Raw genomic sequence first — 18,251 nt, forward strand, 5'->3', positions numbered from 1 at the left:
AATGAAATTACACTTTCAATAAAGTAAAACGAACTTGAGAACCATCTTGCTGTATCGCTTGCATATGAATATCTATATTTTCATTGAAGTGCTCAGCACACCCTTGGATCAATCCAAAACACACATTAGAAAAACAGCGTGCAGAAATGTAATCCATCACCATTTCTGATTCCGTATTAGAGATAAAAACAAACTCTGGCGGGCTTGCTTGTGCATACAACTTCTTCACTTCAAGATGAATATAACTTTCTACTTGTTTAATAAAATCAAACGTATTGGACGACTTACCTTCCAAACTTGGCATACTGTTATAAAGAGTAAGAAAAACAGACTTTCCATACACTTGTTGTAAATCTTCAATACTAATATTGGTTAATTTGCTTAATGACACAATCAACTTAACTAAGTCTTTATGATCATAAGTACCGACAGCGGTATACACACCCTCATCACAGTTGTCATCCAGCATTTTCTGACAGACTTCTAAGCCAAAAGTATCTTCAACTAACTCTAAAAACTCTGAAAATATAATCCCTTTCATATTTAATCCTATTTACAAACTAGCTTTATCTAAGTGTAGGAAGTAATAACTAAATAAGGTAGGTTTATCTTTGATTAGTAAACGGGAAATCAAACAGGATGTGATAACTACTCCTTCTCTTTTAAATGAATTTTCTGCTTCTGTTTCTACATTTATCAAAATAAAGACACGACATTTATCTTTGAGGCTATACACTAGTCTCAATATTTATAAAAAATTAGTATATAGAGCCCTCCTCTTATGAAGTCAACACTTCCATTAATGTCATTACTTACTCTTCTTAGTGGTTGCCAGTTAGAAACCACTCTAGAACCAGTGGCTATTCAATGCAGTAACAATGAGTTCTTATTGTCATTACCAGAAGACATTCCTGATTATCGTCACGCCATGGCTGAGTTTTCACAAATTGGTGGCGAAAACCCTCTTAATTCAATGAGTTTTGTCAGCCAATGCATACCTAAAACGTCTTTTAAAGACCTTGCCGAGAACAGCGCTAAAGAGATCTTATCTGCGAACTATAAAAGCGCAGGTCAAGTCGTTCATTTTAGAATTAAAAGCAATGTCGCGTACGTAGAGCTCGCCGCCCATACCAACCATTGGGCGGGCTCTTCCGCTGCACTGGCTGCGGTAGATCCTATAATTAAACGTAATCTGTTTTTAAACAGTAAAGTTGAAGACGTTATCGTTGGTGAAATTACCGACTAATTTAGCTAGTACCTTCCTTTATTGATAATACTATGCATAAAAATCATAGAGTCTTTGAAAAATAGTCATTTGCCTCATAGGCAGCCTTTCTCTACTATGCGCGCTCTTCTTTTTTAACCCTAAGAGCGCAGCATGTTTTCACAATCCATTTTCGCTCAATTGGTCAGAATGAGTGTGTTATTAGTTTTATCCCTTATTGCCGTTCATAACTCACCTGCTTTGTTGAATTTATTAGCTCAACAAGCCGTAAATAGTGGATGCCACCAGCAAACAGGTCAAGACGATAGCCATCACCATTCTCATCATCACCATTAAGAGCACATTATGAGTATTTTTCGTTTTCCACCACTAGTATGGCTTGGGATCGGGATTTTAATTATCAGTCTAGGGGTCAGACAATCATTCGGCATTTTCATGATGCCAATATCAGAGCACTTCCAAACAGGTCGTGAGTTTTTCAGTTTTGCTATTGCTCTACAAAACCTTTTGTTTGGTATTTTCCAACCATTTATAGGCATGGCATCTGACAAATGGGGATCTAAACGTATCATTATTATTGGGGCTATCGCTTATGCTGCAGGCCTTGCTTTAACGTCTATAGCAACTGAATCAAGTATGCTTTATGTCTCTCTTGGGGCATTAGTTGGCCTTGGATTAAGTGCGACAAGTTATGTGATCATTTTAGGCGCAGTGGCTAAAGTAGTACCTGCTGAGCACGCAGCCAAAGCCTTTGGCTTAACTACTGCCGCAGGTTCATTTGGTATGTTTGCCATGATCCCAGGCGCACAAACGTTATTGCATGACTTTAACTGGCAAATCGCGATGCAAGTATTTGCGATGTTATGTGCATTGATGGTGGCTTTTGCGCTATTTATGAAAACCGCAAAACCATCATCACAAGGCACGACAGTAGAAGACACTCAAACTCTAACAGAGGCATTAAAAGAAGCCTTTTCACACAAGGGCTACTGGTTAATACACGCCGGTTTCTTTGTGTGTGGTTTTCATGTGATGTTTATTGCAACGCATTTACCGAGTTATTTGGCAGATAAAGACTTACCCACTTCAAGCGCGGCAATGGCATTAGCTTATGTGGGTATTTTTAATATCTTTGGATCTTACTTTTGGGGGGTAATGGGTGACAAATTCAACAAGCGTCATGTGATGTCTGCGTTGTATTTTGTCCGTACCATTGTGATTGGTGCATTCGTCACTTTACCGGTAACAGAACATACAGCGGCTATCTTTGGTGGTGCCATTGGTTTCTGTTGGTTAGGTACTGTGCCATTAACCTCTGGTTTAGTACGCCAAATCTTCGGGGCTCGCTATTTATCGACCTTGTATGGCTTAGTATTCTTTACTCACCAAATTGGCAGCTTCTTAGGTGCTTGGGCTGGTGGTCGTATTTACGATTACTACGGGTCATATGAGCCAATCTGGTGGTCTACCGTTGTGCTTGCTTTCTGTGCTGCATTAATTCATTTGCCTATTAATGATAAGCCTGTAGAAAGACTAAGATTACAAACCGCTTAGATACGCTTTAAGAACAAGTCAACGCTATACAACAAAGTCGATACTCTTCATGTGTATCGGCTTTTTTCTGTCTGTTCACTTCAACGATTAATACAAGCGTTTAAATTTAGAGATCATTGGTTTCCGCTTAACAAGCGGCTTTTTTCTTAACAAGAGAAATCACAATGCAACAAAAAACGAAATAAATTACACAAATATAGAGTTAAGTCGTAAATTTCCTTCTCATTATTATCTTAAATATAAGAATTAAATCAAAATATACGAAATGGGTATTTACTTAGTGCCGTTCATTCATTCTTTATATGTAGTGTGTTAGATATTATGTTGATTCTTCCTAGAGCCTCACTCCTATATGCTGTATGTGTCTTTATGTCTTTTTCCACAGTTGCAAACATAGAGCAAGAATTTGATGAACTTGATGCGCTGTTAAATATGCCTTTAGATTCACTCACTGAAACAAAAGTCGTTACCGCAACCAAAACCTCCTTAAGTTTATCGGATGTCCCTGCATCTGTTCATGTAATTACCTCAAAAGAAATTGAACGCTCTAGTGCACGCTCGATTGCCGATGTCCTTATTCTTGCACCCGGCCTTCATGTCGCTAAATTCTCAGACTATGATTGGACAGTCTCTGCTCGTAGTAAAAACCAAGGTGAAAACAACACACTACTAGTAATGATTGATGGAAGAAGTACCGTCAACCCGATGTACTCTGGTGTTAACTGGGATACCTTGCCTGTAAGCCTAGATAATATTGACCGTATTGAAGTAGTCTTAGGATCAGTGGGCACCATATGGGGAGGAAATGCGGTTAATGGTGTTGTTAATATCATTACAAAAGATGCCGAAAACTCTCCAAAAGCTCAAGTAAGTACAGCGGTAGGTAATTTCGACTATAAAGAATTTAAAGCGCATCACAGTGGCCAGATAAATGACTATGCCCATTTATCTGGCTATATCGAATCTTTACAACACTCTCCTTTTACCGATAAAGATCCTATCTTTAATGAACTTCGTCACTTAAAAGTATTAACTGAACGTTTTGGAATGCGTGCTGACTACCAAAACCAACAAAACACCGTCTCAATGCAATTTGGTGGGATCCGCTCTCGTGAAGATTATCAATGGTTGCAATACACACCTGCTTTTTTAGACCCGGCATCACATCAAAGTGATTACGACGCTTTCTTTACTGAAATGAACTCTCAAGAGGTGTTTGTAGGCTTTCAATATCTACATGACAAGCTGGATGGTGACCAATGGGAAAATCAACTTTGGCTCACTCACAGTGAATCAGACGGCACCAATGAACCCGCCAGTTTTACACGTTTAGATTTAGATACTCGATACACGTTTAATACCCAAGATTTTGGGGCGCTAACTATCGGAGTCAACGCCCGTATTATTGATGAGGAATACGCTCAATTCACAGAAGAAGAACAATACTTTTCACCTTATATACGCACAGTTGAAGATTATGAATTCTTGAACCAAAGTTATGGTATATACGCGAACTGGACGATTAATGTAACCGATACCACCGAAATCACACTGGGAAATCGTATTCAATATGCAAACATTACCGAAGAGTGGTATTCACAACCACAAGTGCGTGCACTGCAAAAATTAACTGATAATCAACGTCTATGGATGGGCTGGGGTCGCGCAGTGATTACGCCTTCTCGCTTAGAGTTAGATACTCAATTTCAAGAAAACAGCTATTGCAGTAGTTGTGCTTATACCGTCAACCCTGATGGCAGTTTGAATTACTATGACTATATGATGTCATATCACTACCTCGGCAACCGCGATCTAAAACTAGAATCTATCGACACTTATGAACTAGGTTACCGCTATTGGCAAGATAACCAGTTCCAGTTAAGTGTGAGCCTCTTCTACAGCCAACATAAGAATGTTCGAGCCTATCAAGGGTTAGGTGGTTATCGCTACTTTACCCCTGAAAGTTCGGGGGGCTCTAACGGCACCATCATTGATGATATGTTCGCGCAGTTAATCGACCCACTCTCCCAAGAAACCATGGGGGGAGAAATCAGCGCTCAGTGGAGACCTATTGATGTGCTGCAAGTTAACGCAAATTACAGCTATAAAACCATAGAAGGAGATTGTTCAGGCTCTATTTGTGGAACAAATAAACTACCTATCGTAGAGCTAGAAAATACTCCAAGCCATTATGCCACTTTGCATATTATGTGGGATATCCATCCAACCGTTTGGGTCTCCTCTGTTGTTAACTATGTTTCAGCATCTGAACCTGATGAAGCACTTATTGAAGCCTATAAAGACTATGGTGATGACTACTTAGTATGGCCAGAGATCATCACTCTTGATATGTCGGTTAACTGGCAACACAAACCAACATGGCCAAGCATAAAAGTCAGCGCAGAAAACCTAGGCAGCGATCAACTAAAAGAATACCCAGAGCAATATGGCCCCTTTGCTAATGGTACCCAATACTACGCTGAAATCAGCTGGAATTTCATATAGCTATGCTAAATACAAAAGCACAGGCAAGTTCATTTAGCTCTTTGTTTTACAGCTTACGTTGTAAAATAATGGGCTGCCTGTTGCTTTTACTTATCGGTTTTCCTCTAAAAGCAAATGATAACAACATTCAAGATCACAACCTAAAAGCGGTTTATTTATTTCGTTTCGCTTTTTTAACCTCTTGGGGTGAGTTTGCACCAGCTAATAAACAATTCAATTTTTGCTCAGCAGCAGAATTAGAGACTAGTAATACCTTACAAACACTCATAGAAAAAAAACCTGAACGAGCAAAATTCACACCGTACATTTCCATAAAAGAACTAGAGAAAGAAACTTGCCATATCATTTATCTTTCAAGTCAAAACTCTAGTGTCATTCAGCAATTAAAAACGACGCAACCACACGCACTGCTTATCGGTGACGGCAAGCCATTTGTTCAATCTGGCGGAATGATTGCATTTATTAAAGTAAACAACAGAATTAAACCTTTGATCAGTTTAAATAATATTAAGCCAACCGGGCTATCTATTCGTTCGCAACTGCTTTCAGTATCAGAAATAGCAACTAATGAGGATAAATTATGATTCATCATTGGTTTAGTGCATTACCGTTGCGTAAAAAAGTCATTTATCCAATTTGGACGTTATTAACACTAAGTAGCCTTATTCTTGGTGCTAGTGTCGCGCATTTTGTTGGTATTACTCATAGTGCTAATTTATATACAAGAACGTCCATTCTTGCCCAGGGGATCGCGAGCAACCTATCTGGTGCTTTAATTTTTAATGATCAAGAAACGGGGTTAGACCAAATGAACGCCCTCTCTTTTGATCCCGAAATTATTGCTGCTCACGTTGAACATATAAATAATGAGCCTTTTGCAAAACTGGATAATTTACCAGAAAGCTGTCAGTGGAAAGATAAGGCTATTCATTGCTCTGACTCTGTTTTCTTTGCAGTGACCCACCCAATTACACTAGATAATGAACACCTTGGAAACCTAACAGTATGGGCATCCAAAGATAATATGTTTAAACAGCGTAATCAGATCATCGTCATTTTCTTAATTACCTCAATAATACTGTCTGTTTTAGCGCTTATTTTTGCTCATGGATTACATCGATTAATTGCCACACCTTTATTGTCTTTATTTCATTCGATGCAAGGTGTTATTAGAAAAGGGGTTACCAATAAACGCCTTGATGTTTTACACCCAGATGAAATAGGTATGGTGACTCTCTGCTTTAATGACATGCTCGATAACCTGAGTCATCGAGATGATTTATTAACTCAAGCATTCCAAAGTTTAGAGGATAGAAATCACTATATTAATCAAGTTCTTGAATCTATAGAGCAAGGTTTATTAGTCATTTCACCAAATAAAGAAATCACCTATTACAACCCAGCTGCCCATCTACTTTTTCCTGAGATTAAAAATCAAAGCAATCATATTGATGGTTCTTCAACGCCTAACTGTGTACTGCATGAGTTTGAACCAAGCGCACGCATTAACGAGCTATTAGAACATATTGAACAGCACAAACGTTTGTTACCCGTTATTATCCGTCATCAAATTACTGGCGTACGCTATCAAATTTCATCATACCCAATTTCAGGTGAACAACACTCATTATTGCATATTGAAGACATCACTACACGCTATGCCGCAGAGCAACGTCAACGATTAGCCGAAACCATTTTTGACCAGAACCCAAGCTCTGTTGTCGTTCTTTTACGCGACATGAGCGTTGAAACAAAAAATACTGCCTTTATTCGTTATTTTGGTGATATCAATAAATTAGACCAATTAGTTGTTCACCACCCTGTTAAATTTTCTTATCGCATCTTAAAGCAATTACTCACTCGTGGTTCTTTTCAAATCAAAACCGATGTGTCTAGCAACGGAGAATGGCTACCTTGCTTAATCACAATTAAAATCATTAAAAATAGCGAAAACAAAGTGGAATCTTTTGTTGTCTCCATTAATGATAAAACACAAGATGTAAAATTAAAGCAATTGAGATTTGAAGCGAATCATGATGCATTAACGCATTTAGCCAATAGGCAGAATGCTCATCAAACTCTTCTTAAATATCAACAAAGTAACACGCCGGTTTATATTTTATTTCTTGATTTAGATGGCTTTAAAGCCGTGAATGATACTTATGGTCACCAGTGTGGTGATGACCTACTTAAGATAATTGCACAACGATTAAAAAATAGTGTCTCTAAAGATGATTTAGTGGCCCGTTTAGCGGGTGATGAATTCTTATTAGCATTTACTTTGACAAATGATGAAGAACAAACGCATAACCACATACATACCGTTTTAAATCGAATTTTGGATGCGATAAATCAACCAATCATAATTGGACATTGTGAACCGGTAATCTCAGCAAGTATTGGGGTGTATTATTGGAAAGCAGATGAAAACGTAAGTGTCAAAGCGGCACTTAATAAAGCAGATAAAGCCATGTATTGCGCAAAAGTATCAGGAAAAAATCGATACCATATCGCTTAATGGTATCGATATCATTGACTCTTTAATCACTCTCTCTTTTAAGCATGGAGGGAGTGAATTCAGAACATGTTGTCCCTTCCTCTTTTTTCGCTTCATACATGGCAATATCTGCGTACTTAATCAGCTCCTCTCCATGCTTCCCATGATCAGGATAAATAGCGACACCAATACTCAATGATATATCCATAGGTTCAGATCCTATAATAACTGGAGAGGCAAACTGGTCTTGTAACTTTGATGATAATCTCTTCACACCAGAATGTTGAGCAATCTCTTGACCTATAATTAAAAACTCATCACCACCTAGTCGATATACATTATCTCTTCGTCTTACCGCTTTAACTAATAATTGTGATGTTTTAACCAAAACTTCATCGCCAACATCATGACCAAGCATATCATTAATGTTTTTAAATTTATTTAAATCAATGAAATAGATAGCAACCTTAGAATGAGTTCGTTCGGCGTGCTGCAACGCATACTGAAGATCTTCATTCACCATTGTTCGATTTTTAAGTCCCGTCAATTCATCATGGTGTGCTTTATAGGTTAACGCTTCAGTCTTTTCATGAACGATTTCATTCATTTTAAAGAAAGCAGATAATAGGTTGCCCATCTCATTTTTTTCAACAATATCGGAAATGTCTAATTTTTCACCTTGTTGCATTTTTTTAGTACTAGAAAGTAATAAATGAAGGGGATCGAACAAATTTCGCTTCATAAAAAAGAGAGTCGCAATGGCTAAAAAAGCCAAAAACACCATTTGTAGTTTAATGAAGGTCACCAACTTACTGCGATTTTCTTTATAATCACCCTTACGCTTTTCTAATAATAAAAGCTCAATATTAATGAACTGAGTTAAGTCTTTTCTCAGATCATCCATATACGCATTGCCTTTGTCTTCTTTGACAATAGCTAATGCTTGAGCCTGTTGGTTATTTTGCACTAATTCAATGGTTGATTTTAACTCATTGAACTTCAATTGCATCACTTCGGAAAGATGATCAAGGGCCGCTTGTTGCTCTTTGTTATCACTCGTTAGTTGATATAAATGATCTAAGATGTTTCGAGCTTCTACTTCTCCAGTATAATAAGGCTTAAGATAGCTAACCTCCTGAGTTAATAAAAATCCCCTTTGACCAGTCTCAGCATCTTTAAGGCAACTGAGTAATCTTTCTGAATTGGTTATCACATCATGAGTATGATTTACCCATTCAAGTTTTTTATTACCATAAGCCTCTAACTTAAATGTCAGAATTGAACTGCTAATAGATACTGAAAACAGCACCAATAAATATAATGCTAACTTTAATCGAACGCTCATATTATCCATAACCTTTTACTGCAACCCACTATAGTGAATAGTAGTCGATATAATAAAAAATGACAAAACTCTTTTTAATAAATGACTCAATATCAATCTTTAGAGGTAATAAATTTATTAATCACTCAGTTAACGCATTAAAGTGACTAAGCTTGACAAGCTTTCGCTATAAACTTAATAAAGGTTCTTAATCGTTTTGGTTGATAGCGATCACGATGATAAAGGGCTGAAAAGTCGACACTTGGTATCCCCCACCCCTCAAATACTTGCTCAAGCTTATTATCATCTAACTCTTGCTGACAATAAATCAATGGAACACGAATAATCCCATTCCCCGCTAACGCACCAGACACCAATACGCGACCATTTTTACACTGTAAATTACCTTTCACGGTAACGTCATAATGCTCTTTATTTTTAAGAGATTGAAAATGCCACTTTCGTACTGACCCCGTTAAACAGTAATGTTGATTCAACTCCTTTGGGTGAACGGGTCTTCCATATTGAGCCAAATAAGAGGGACTTGCTAGCGTTCCCATTTCAATATTCAACAGCTTTTTAGCGACAAATCCTGAATCTTCAAGCGCTCCCATACGAAACGCAATATCAAACTCTTCTTCTATCAAATCGACACGGTTGCTACTAAAATCTAAACTCACCGATACATCAGGGTATTGCTGCATAAAATCATTCACTAACTCAGCTAGAAACACTTCACCTAAATAACCACCAACACAGTTTATCTTTATCTCTCCTTGCACTTTTTCGACATCATCTACAGCAGATAACAAAGCTTGGTCTATAGTATGAAGAGCTTGTTCACATTGATGATAAAAATGCTTTCCGGCCTCTGTTAAACGAAGCGTGCGTGTTGTTCGTATTAATAAGGTCACGCCCATCTGTTTTTCTAAGCTACTTATTTGACGTGATACGTGCGAACGAGAAACATCGAGCGTTTCAGCGGCTTTAGTAAAGTTACCTAAACGAGCAATAAGAACAAACGAGCGAATATCAGTAAGGTTAATGTGATTAATCATAATAGTGGTTCAATAATTATCGATGCCCTATTGTTGCAGTACAACAACAGAGTTTCAAGTAAATGACTATATATCAACAATACAAGTCGTAGTAATATACCTCCATCGCAACGAAGCAGGGCTCTGACTTCGATTGTTCATTGAATTTATTAAGGAAATAGAAGATGAAAAAATTAGTTGTTATTACAGGTGCAAGCTCTGGTATTGGTGAAGCAATCGCACGTCGTTTAAGCGATGAAGGTCATCCTCTGCTGCTTCTTGCTCGTCGTATTGACCATCTTGAAGCGCTTAACTTACCAAACTCTCTATCTGTAAAAGTAGATGTAACAGACAAAGCCTCTTTTGATGCAGCAATCGCTCAGGGTGAAGCAAAATTCGGCCCTGTTGATGCGCTAATAAACAATGCAGGCGCTATGCTTCTTGGTCAAATTGACACACAAGATGCACAAGAGTGGAAGAGAATGTTTGATGTGAACGTTATTGGCCTTCTAAATGGTATGCAAGCGGTTTTAGCACCTATGATGGCGCGTAACACGGGTACTATTATCAATATCAGCTCTATTGCTGGTAAGAAGACATTCCCAAACCATGCGGCTTACTGCGGTACTAAGTTTGCGGTTCACGCTATCTCTGAAAACGTACGTGAAGAAGTGGCTTTATCAAACGTCCGTGTTACAACTATTGCACCGGGTGCAGTTGAAACTGAACTTCTGTCTCACACCTCTTCTCAAGAGATTAAAGACGGCTACGGTGAGTGGAAAGAAAGCATGGGCGGCGTATTAGCTGCTGACGATATCGCACGCGCAGTGTCTTTTGCTTACCAACAGCCTCAAAACGTGTGTATTCGTGAGATTGCTTTAGCACCAACTAAGCAACAACCATAGTAGGTACTGACTTACTCGATACAATAATCATTAAATAATAAGCACAAAAAAGCCAAACTTGGATTACCCAGCTTGGCTTTTTTTATTTTATATCTAATTAGAAATCAACTTAAATTAACAACCGTTTACTTAGCTGTGGTTCTCTTAACGACGGTAGTTACCACCACGGTTAGAAGTACGTTCTTTATGAGCAGATGCTGCTTTTGCTTGCGATTTTAAAATCGAATCAACCGTCAATTCCATAGGCTCTTTTGGCTCAAGACCGTGTGGGAAAGTACGTGAACGTGGCGGCTTATCAAACTCAAGGTTAGACGCACGTGGCATACGCTTAAAACGGTATAAGTAGAAGTTTTCTAGCTTCTCTCTCGCCCATTCTGTTTTCTTTAAGTATTTAACACTACTTGCAATCGACGGGTTGGTGTTAAAGCAATTTAAACGCATTGCTGTATCTAGAATTTCCCAGCCGTAAAAATCAACCAACTCTTGCAGTAAGATTTCTAACTTAAGACCGTGTAATGGGTTGTTTTGTTGCAGTTCAATTCTTTCTTCATCAGTCATCATAACGAATATCCTAAGTGTTAGTTGTTCAAACAGGGTGAATAGGCGGCGGATTATACAGGGTTATCACTCAAAATATAGTATTAAGCAGCGAAATGTAAGTATCTATCTTTAAGGTGATTATAACGTAAAAAACCAACCACAATAACCCTAAGGCCATTGTGATTGGTGAGTAAAAATAAACTCAAAGACAGTGTTAGTTTATACGTGGTTTGGTGTTGGCTTAATCTTAAATAAAATCGCGTACATTACTGGCACTACAATCAAGGTCAGAATGGTCGCAAAACCTAAACCCGCCATGATCGTGATTGCCATCGAACTAAAGAAGGCATCAAACAATAATGGAATAAGCCCTAATATGGTCGTTAACGCCGCCATACTCACAGGACGAACACGGCTGATCGCACTGTCCACTATCGCAATGTACGGATCTTTACCTGATGACAATTCAATGTTGATTTGATCAAGCAATACGATACCGTTTTTCAAAATCATACCGCTTAGACTCAATAAGCCTAAGAACGCGGTAAAGCTAAACGGTATATTGGTACTCAACAAACCAAACGCCACACCAATGATGGATAACGGAACCGTAAACCAAATCACTAACGGCTTTTTAAACGAATTAAACAGCAACATAGTAATGATAAACATGAACAAGTAACCCATTGGCAGCGAACCAAATAGAGACTCTTGTGCATCTTTTGATGATTCATATTCGCCACCCCAAGTAATTTCATACCCTTCTGGTAACGGCATCTCCAACACTTTTGGTTGAACACGCGCTAACAAACTTGCAGGCGTATCATCACTTAATAGATCGTGATCTGCCATTACCGTAATCGTACGTTTTCTGTCGCGACGCTGGATAAGAGGCTCACTCCAATCTAGGTTCACACCATCAATCACTTGATCTACTGGAATGTAGCTTTGCAATGATGGACTCCAGATCTTCACGTTTTGCAGTGATTCAAAATCCACACGTTCTACTTCTGGCAAACGCGCCACAATTGGCAGAGTATGTGTGCCATCACGAAGCATTCCTAATGTGTTACCACCAAATGCCATTTGCAGCGTATTTGATAAGTCTTCTTTTGAGATCCCTAAACGACGCGCTTTTGATTCATTAAATACGGGCGTTAACTCCTTAGTGCGTTCACGCCAATCATGTCGAATGTTTCTTGAACCTGAATCTGTCGCTAGAATGTCTTCAACATCGGTTGCTAAATCACGCAGAATTTGAGGATCAGGCCCTGAAATACGAACTTCGATCTTAGACGCAGGAGAAGGGCCAAATTCCATCATTTTGAACTGAAAGGTCGGCTTCTCAAAACGTTTATCTAATGAGTTGGTTAGATTTTCTAATAAGCTAAACATTGATTCGCGATCCGTGGTTCGGATCTGAAATTGCGCATACGCTTCATAGCTTTTTTCTGGTTGGTAAGTTAGCGCAAAACGCTGCATACCTTGACCAATCGATGCTGATACAAACTCAATATTGTCTTGCTTATTAATATAGCTCTCAACCGCTTCTGATTGCTTAATTGTTTCACGAATATCTGTACCTTCTGGCATCCACATATCGACGTAGAACATTGGCGTGTTTGAGGCTGGGAAGAATTGCTGCTTTACATTACCAAAAGCAATCACAGCCACCACCAGTAAACCTACTAGCGAAACAACCGTTACCCAACGGAAGCGTAACGCTAATTTAAGTGATGAACCAAACGCGGTAAATAAGAACCCTTTGTAAGCGTCTTCTTCTTCACCCGTGTTTTTATCTTCTTCTTTCAATAGCAAGTCAGCTAAGAATGGCGTGATTGTAATAGCCGTTACCCAACTTAAAAACAATGAGTAACACAACACCCAATACAAATCGCCCATGAACTCGCCAGTGGCATCTTCAGACAGACCAATCGGAGCAAATGCGGCAATCGCGATCACTGTTGCGCCCAATAAAGGCCACTGAGTTTGTTTTACAATGTCAGCTGCTGCTTGAACTTTGGTTCGCCCTTTTTTCAGGCCAACTAAAATCCCTTCAACCACTACAATGGCATTATCAACCAGCATCCCTAGCGCAATAATTAATGCACCCAATGAGATACGGTGAAGGTCAATGTTGTTGTAGCTCATTAAGATAAACGTGCCGAATACGGTCAGTAGTAACACCACACCAATAATTAGGCCGCTTCGCATCCCCATAGCAAACAGTAAAACCACAATAACAATCGCAACTGCTTCACCTAAGCTGATGATAAAATCACGAACTGACGTATCAACTTCCTGAGCTTGATTGTAAAAGTAACTTAACTCAAGTCCCGCAGGTTTGATCGATTCTAAATACGCGAGTTCTTCTTGAACACGTTGACCAACTTCGACCACGTTCACACCAGAAGCGAACGATAAACCGATATTTAGCGCATCTTTTCCGTTAAATCGGATCACATTGCTCGGTTTCTCTTGTGTGCCGCGGCTAATCGTTGCTACGTCTTTTAGGCGGATTAAATTGCCCGTATCACGACCATGAATAATCAAATCTTCTAACGATTCAATCGTGGTTAATGTACCGCTTGGACGAATGGTTAAGCTCTCGCCATTCACCAATACTTCACCCGCCTGCACCACGTTATTTTGTTGGTTTAATAGGCCAGCCACGGTGTTCATGTCTAGGTTCAGTGCCGCTAAGCGATCTAGAGAGATCTCAACAAACAGCATTTCTTGTTGATCGCCCGCGATAGAGACTTTACCTACCCCATCAATCAGTTCTAATTCGCGCGTTAATGTATCGGCATAACGTTTTAACTCTACATAGTTATAATCGTCACCCGTCAGCATCATCATTACGCCAAACACGTCACCAAAATCATCAATGATCTGTAAAGATTGAACCCCTTGAGGCAAAGTTGGTTTCAAATCATTAATTTTACGACGCATTTCATCCCAGATCTGTGGCAACTCATCTGGACCGTAATCCATCTTCATACTCACCATTATCTGTGACATTCCATTAGAGGAGGTCGATGTGATTTTATCAATATAAGGTAATTTACGGATCGCTTTTTCTAACGGATACGTTAACTCTTCTTCGACTTCTTTTGAGGTTGCCCCCGGATAAGTCGAGATGATCATCGCATCTTTAATCGTAAAGGCAGGGTCTTCTAAACGGCCTAAATCTAAAAATGAGGTGATACCACCAACGGTTAAAATAACAATGAATAGCCAACTAATGACTTTGTTTTTTATTGAATATTCAGCAATGTTCATTATTGTTGATTCTCCACTAACGTTACCTTTTTGCCTTCACGTAATTTTCGTAAACTTGAGTTGGCAAGAACATCACCTTGAGTAATACCAGAAGCCACAATTGCCCCTTCACCATTAATTTGGCGAATAGACACTGGAACTTTAACCGCTTGTCCATCACGTATGATCCAGACATAAAACAGACCTGCTTTTTGACCCGCTTGCAATACCGTCACGGGTACATGGTAACCATCAATTGAAGTGATCCCTGCTTCTACCATGTCCACATTCACCGTAGCACTGGTACCCGGTAAAATCTCAGTACTCGGTTGAGGCATGGTTAAGTACATCTCGTAAGTTTGAGTTTGTTCACTCGGCTCGCTGGTGTGCTCCAAGTACTCCATAGAATAAGAATCTGATAAACCAAAAAATGTGGTCATTGGATGATAAGAGTCTCGATTGCTTTCAGGATTTATCATGGCTAACACGTTATCTGAAAGATCAATACGTACGTACACTTTATCATTTTGATACAAATTCAGAATGGGCTCGCCTGCTGCTGCACGTTCAAACTGCTCTTTATAAACATCAAGCACTTTGCCGCTAAATGGCGCGATAAGATGGGTATAAGTTAATTGATTATTTGCTGAACGATACGTCGCTTGTGCCAATTCTCTGTTCGCAAATAACTCATCAAGTTCCGCTTTTGAAATCATAGCGCGACGGTTCAATTCTTTACCGCGTTGGTACTGTTTTGACGCTAACGAATACTGTGCTTTAGCATCATTAACCGCTTGTTGTACCTTGCTATCTTCTAGTTTTGCAATGAGTTGACCTTGTTTAACCACATCTCCGGCTTTAACTAAGACCTCTTGGATCTCACCTGTTACTCGAAACGCAATAGGGGTTTGCTCAGCAGGAACCACTTGGCCTTTAAAAGAGCGAAATTGTTGAGTCACAGGCGCATCAACCGTAAAGCCAGAGATATAAAGTGGCTCACTGGTTTCTGTTACTACTTCTTCTTGGCAACCCGTTAACATAAAAAGGCTCAGTACCAATAATGAATATAATGAACGCTTCATTAAATACCTTCCTCACGCTGCCATGCTTTTACTGTTTGACCTTCAACAAGGCTATCAACGCCGGCAATCACAACATAATCATTCGCGTTTAAACCAGATATCACCAACCCTTGCTCGTTTAACGGTAACGTCGCTTTAGTGACGGTGTTTGTTTCTTCATTCATTAACCACACTTGCCCTTGGTTGGTGTTTTTACTTACCCACGCACTTTGGGGAAGTTGCAAATAATCAGAGTTTTTCTGTTTGGGAATATGAACTTGTCCCGTCATGCCCGTTAATAAATTGCGTCCTTCTGGCAAGGCCATCGTTACAATCGCTTCATAACTGTTCGTGTCTAAATTAGGCTGCGTTGAGATCTCTTTAAATCGACCATTAATTTGATTGTTAGGTTCATTATCCATGGTTACCCACATATCACTGCTAATTAATGCCGGAATAGAAACTGAGTCTACGTAGCTAATAGGTAAGGTTACCGACACATCCAATGTTGAGTTATCAATCAGATTTAAAATCTCTTGCTTCTCACCCACAATTTGATGTGGTTTTACGTAGGTATACGAAATAATGCCAGAGAACGGCGCATGAATTTCGGTATAACTTAAATCCGTTTTTGCTTGTTCGTAATTTGCCAATGCTGCTTGATATTGTGTTTCACGCTGATCGTAATCGTTGGTACTAATGAGCTTCTTACTGTACAAACTTTTAGCGCGACTCCATTGTGTCTTCGCTAGTGAGAACTGTGCTTTCGCTGCATCCAATGCCAGTTGTAAATCGTTTGGATCTAATAACGCCAATAACTCACCTTTAGTTACCGCTTGTCCCATTTTAACTTTGATATCAGAGACTTCACCACCCACTTGGAATGACAGTTGTGCTCGATATGTCGCATCAATACGCGCAAGAAACGCATCAGAATCAGCAACAGCGAGATCTTTTACCGATAATAGTTTTACAGGCTTAACTGTCATATCTGTGGTTTCAGATATCGCTTTATTGCATCCCGTCAACATACCCGACAAGCTTAATACAACAACAGCTCCTAGGAATGTGCGCTTTATATTTTGTTTTCGCACAAGTATCTCCACTCATATTATTTACTACACACCTGTGCAGTATAGTTTTAATTTGAAGTAGATCAATATATTTTACACCCGTGCAGTAAAATAGTTGAAAAGTGCATTTTTAAGTACGCGTTAGGCGCTGAACTTGGTATGCTTAAGCCATAAATACGCATTCGGCTGCTCAGAAATCAAAGCGATTAGCAACAATTAATGCGTATATATTGGTAATTAAGAGCACAAACTAAGGGTGAATAATGACAGAGAAAAAGCAGGGAAAAAGAAGTACCGAAGCTGCTGAACAAACAAAATGTCAAATCTTAATGGTTGCGGCAACGATGTTTGGCGAGCTAGGTTACGAGCGTGTATCACTGCGTAACATCAGTGAGAAAGCGGGCGTTTCCCATAGTCTTATTCGTCATCACTTTGGCAGTAAAGATATGATTTGGAAGGAAATAAGTGATGCTTGTGATGCTCACATGCAAAGCTATCTTCATGCGATTATTGCCTCACTTCCAGAAGATAAAACACCCAGCTATCGCATTTATCTTTTCATTGTTAAGTTGTCTGCGTTTACGCTGATGAATCCACAGCCCATCAAAATGATTGCTGATGCCATTCGCCAAGATGACAATGCTCTGCTTGAGTACTTCTTAAAAACCAAATGTGAGTTTGAAGCGATATTTCAAGATCTTTTTGAAGAGTACAATGAAGCCAACCCTGATGGAAAGCTCGATATTTGGGAAACTAAATGGCAAATGCTGATTTTTTCTCATGGCGCATCAAGCTTAACCCCAATGATGTCTGAAACCTGGCCACAATTTGCAGATAACCATGAAAAACTGTTACTGCAACATTGGAATCTATTTAACCAAATCATGGCTTCAAAGTTTTCAGTCGTAAAAGAAGAGATGCTTTGTCCAACTCAACTTAGTGAATTATTACTTGATGTTGAATGTCCGTTAGAGAATAAGATTGAGATTTGATTATTTTGGGAAAGAAAACGCAAAAAAGATAATAAAAAGAAGGTTTTTTATTATCTTAATTCAGAAACAACATCAAATTTATGTCTTACTACGGCTTCCCTCTTACACATTAGGGGCAATAATTAAAACAGCGATAATAGTTGCGATCAGTGTGCGAGGAATAAGAACATCTTTATCAAATTTCATCAAATAACTCCGGTTTACCTATAATTCAAATAAATCTAATTTTTCATTAAAGATGAATGAATTAGACTCTAATCAGGTAATACTATGATGC

15 protein-coding genes are annotated in these 18,251 nt (G+C 39.0%); 8 read left to right on the forward strand and 7 right to left on the reverse strand.

Annotated elements, in window-relative coordinates; translation table 11 throughout:
* Positions 1-7 precede the first annotated feature (7 nt).
* Positions 8-541: a heme NO-binding domain-containing protein gene (locus PVK71_RS03065; RefSeq protein WP_274417772.1), complete on the reverse strand. Its 534-nt coding sequence runs from the start codon at positions 539-541 to the stop codon at positions 8-10.
* 240 nt (positions 542-781) lie between these two features.
* On the opposite strand from PVK71_RS03065, the gene PVK71_RS03070 reads away from it, so the two are divergent.
* From PVK71_RS03070 to PVK71_RS03095, 6 genes are all read left to right on the forward strand, one after another.
* Entirely contained in the window at positions 782-1,246 is a 465-nt protein-coding gene (locus PVK71_RS03070; protein ID WP_274417771.1) for a hypothetical protein, read from the forward strand.
* A gap of 132 nt (positions 1,247-1,378) precedes the next feature.
* The gene (locus PVK71_RS03075) at positions 1,379-1,561 is read left to right on the forward strand and encodes a hypothetical protein (RefSeq protein WP_146864443.1); all 183 of its coding nucleotides are present in this window, start codon (positions 1,379-1,381) and stop codon (positions 1,559-1,561) included.
* A gap of 9 nt (positions 1,562-1,570) precedes the next feature.
* Positions 1,571-2,779 (forward strand): MFS transporter, encoded by a 1,209-nt coding sequence (locus PVK71_RS03080; protein ID WP_274417769.1) that lies wholly within the window; start codon positions 1,571-1,573, stop codon positions 2,777-2,779.
* 321 nt (positions 2,780-3,100) lie between these two features.
* On the forward strand, positions 3,101-5,284 hold the full coding sequence (locus PVK71_RS03085) for a TonB-dependent receptor plug domain-containing protein (RefSeq protein WP_274417768.1): 2,184 nt from the start codon (positions 3,101-3,103) through the stop codon (positions 5,282-5,284).
* 2 nt (positions 5,285-5,286) lie between these two features.
* Positions 5,287-5,868, forward strand: coding sequence for a YfiR family protein (locus tag PVK71_RS03090; RefSeq protein WP_274417767.1), 582 nt, complete (start codon positions 5,287-5,289; stop codon positions 5,866-5,868).
* A complete protein-coding gene (locus PVK71_RS03095; RefSeq protein ID WP_274417766.1) occupies positions 5,865-7,802 on the forward strand; it encodes a diguanylate cyclase domain-containing protein in 1,938 nt (645 codons plus the stop codon). The genes PVK71_RS03090 and PVK71_RS03095 overlap by 4 nt, the downstream gene beginning before the upstream one ends.
* Before the next feature lie 22 nt (positions 7,803-7,824).
* On the opposite strand, the gene PVK71_RS03100 is transcribed toward PVK71_RS03095, so the two are convergent.
* On the reverse strand, positions 7,825-9,126 hold the full coding sequence (locus tag PVK71_RS03100; RefSeq protein ID WP_274417765.1) for a diguanylate cyclase domain-containing protein: 1,302 nt from the start codon (positions 9,124-9,126) through the stop codon (positions 7,825-7,827).
* 146 nt (positions 9,127-9,272) lie between these two features.
* A complete protein-coding gene (locus tag PVK71_RS03105) occupies positions 9,273-10,163 on the reverse strand; it encodes a LysR family transcriptional regulator (protein WP_274417764.1) in 891 nt (296 codons plus the stop codon).
* Between the two features lie 164 nt (positions 10,164-10,327).
* Here PVK71_RS03105 and PVK71_RS03110 point away from each other — a divergent pair, with 164 nt between their 5' ends.
* Positions 10,328-11,047: an SDR family oxidoreductase gene (locus PVK71_RS03110; protein ID WP_274417763.1), complete on the forward strand. Its 720-nt coding sequence runs from the start codon at positions 10,328-10,330 to the stop codon at positions 11,045-11,047.
* 144 nt (positions 11,048-11,191) lie between these two features.
* Here the strand turns inward: PVK71_RS03110 and PVK71_RS03115 are convergent, their stop codons facing one another.
* The 4 genes from PVK71_RS03115 to PVK71_RS03130 form a co-directional block, all read right to left on the reverse strand.
* Positions 11,192-11,608, reverse strand: coding sequence for a VF530 family DNA-binding protein (locus PVK71_RS03115; RefSeq protein ID WP_130046782.1), 417 nt, complete (start codon positions 11,606-11,608; stop codon positions 11,192-11,194).
* A 198-nt stretch (positions 11,609-11,806) separates the two neighbouring features.
* Positions 11,807-14,869: an efflux RND transporter permease subunit gene (locus tag PVK71_RS03120; RefSeq protein ID WP_274417761.1), complete on the reverse strand. Its 3,063-nt coding sequence runs from the start codon at positions 14,867-14,869 to the stop codon at positions 11,807-11,809.
* Complete coding sequence (locus PVK71_RS03125) at positions 14,869-15,930, reverse strand: efflux RND transporter periplasmic adaptor subunit (protein ID WP_274417760.1); 1,062 nt, start codon at positions 15,928-15,930, stop codon at positions 14,869-14,871. The genes PVK71_RS03120 and PVK71_RS03125 overlap by 1 nt, the downstream gene beginning before the upstream one ends.
* Positions 15,930-17,003 (reverse strand): efflux RND transporter periplasmic adaptor subunit, encoded by a 1,074-nt coding sequence (locus tag PVK71_RS03130; protein ID WP_274417759.1) that lies wholly within the window; start codon positions 17,001-17,003, stop codon positions 15,930-15,932. Before PVK71_RS03130 ends, PVK71_RS03125 begins: the two co-directional genes overlap by 1 nt.
* A gap of 242 nt (positions 17,004-17,245) precedes the next feature.
* Here PVK71_RS03130 and PVK71_RS03135 point away from each other — a divergent pair, with 242 nt between their 5' ends.
* Positions 17,246-17,974: a TetR/AcrR family transcriptional regulator gene (locus tag PVK71_RS03135; RefSeq protein ID WP_274417758.1), complete on the forward strand. Its 729-nt coding sequence runs from the start codon at positions 17,246-17,248 to the stop codon at positions 17,972-17,974.
* Positions 17,975-18,251 lie beyond the last annotated feature (277 nt).

The sequence above is a fragment of the Aliivibrio sp. S4MY1 genome, assembly GCF_028765545.1.
Classification (GTDB): Bacteria; Pseudomonadota; Gammaproteobacteria; order Enterobacterales; family Vibrionaceae; genus Aliivibrio.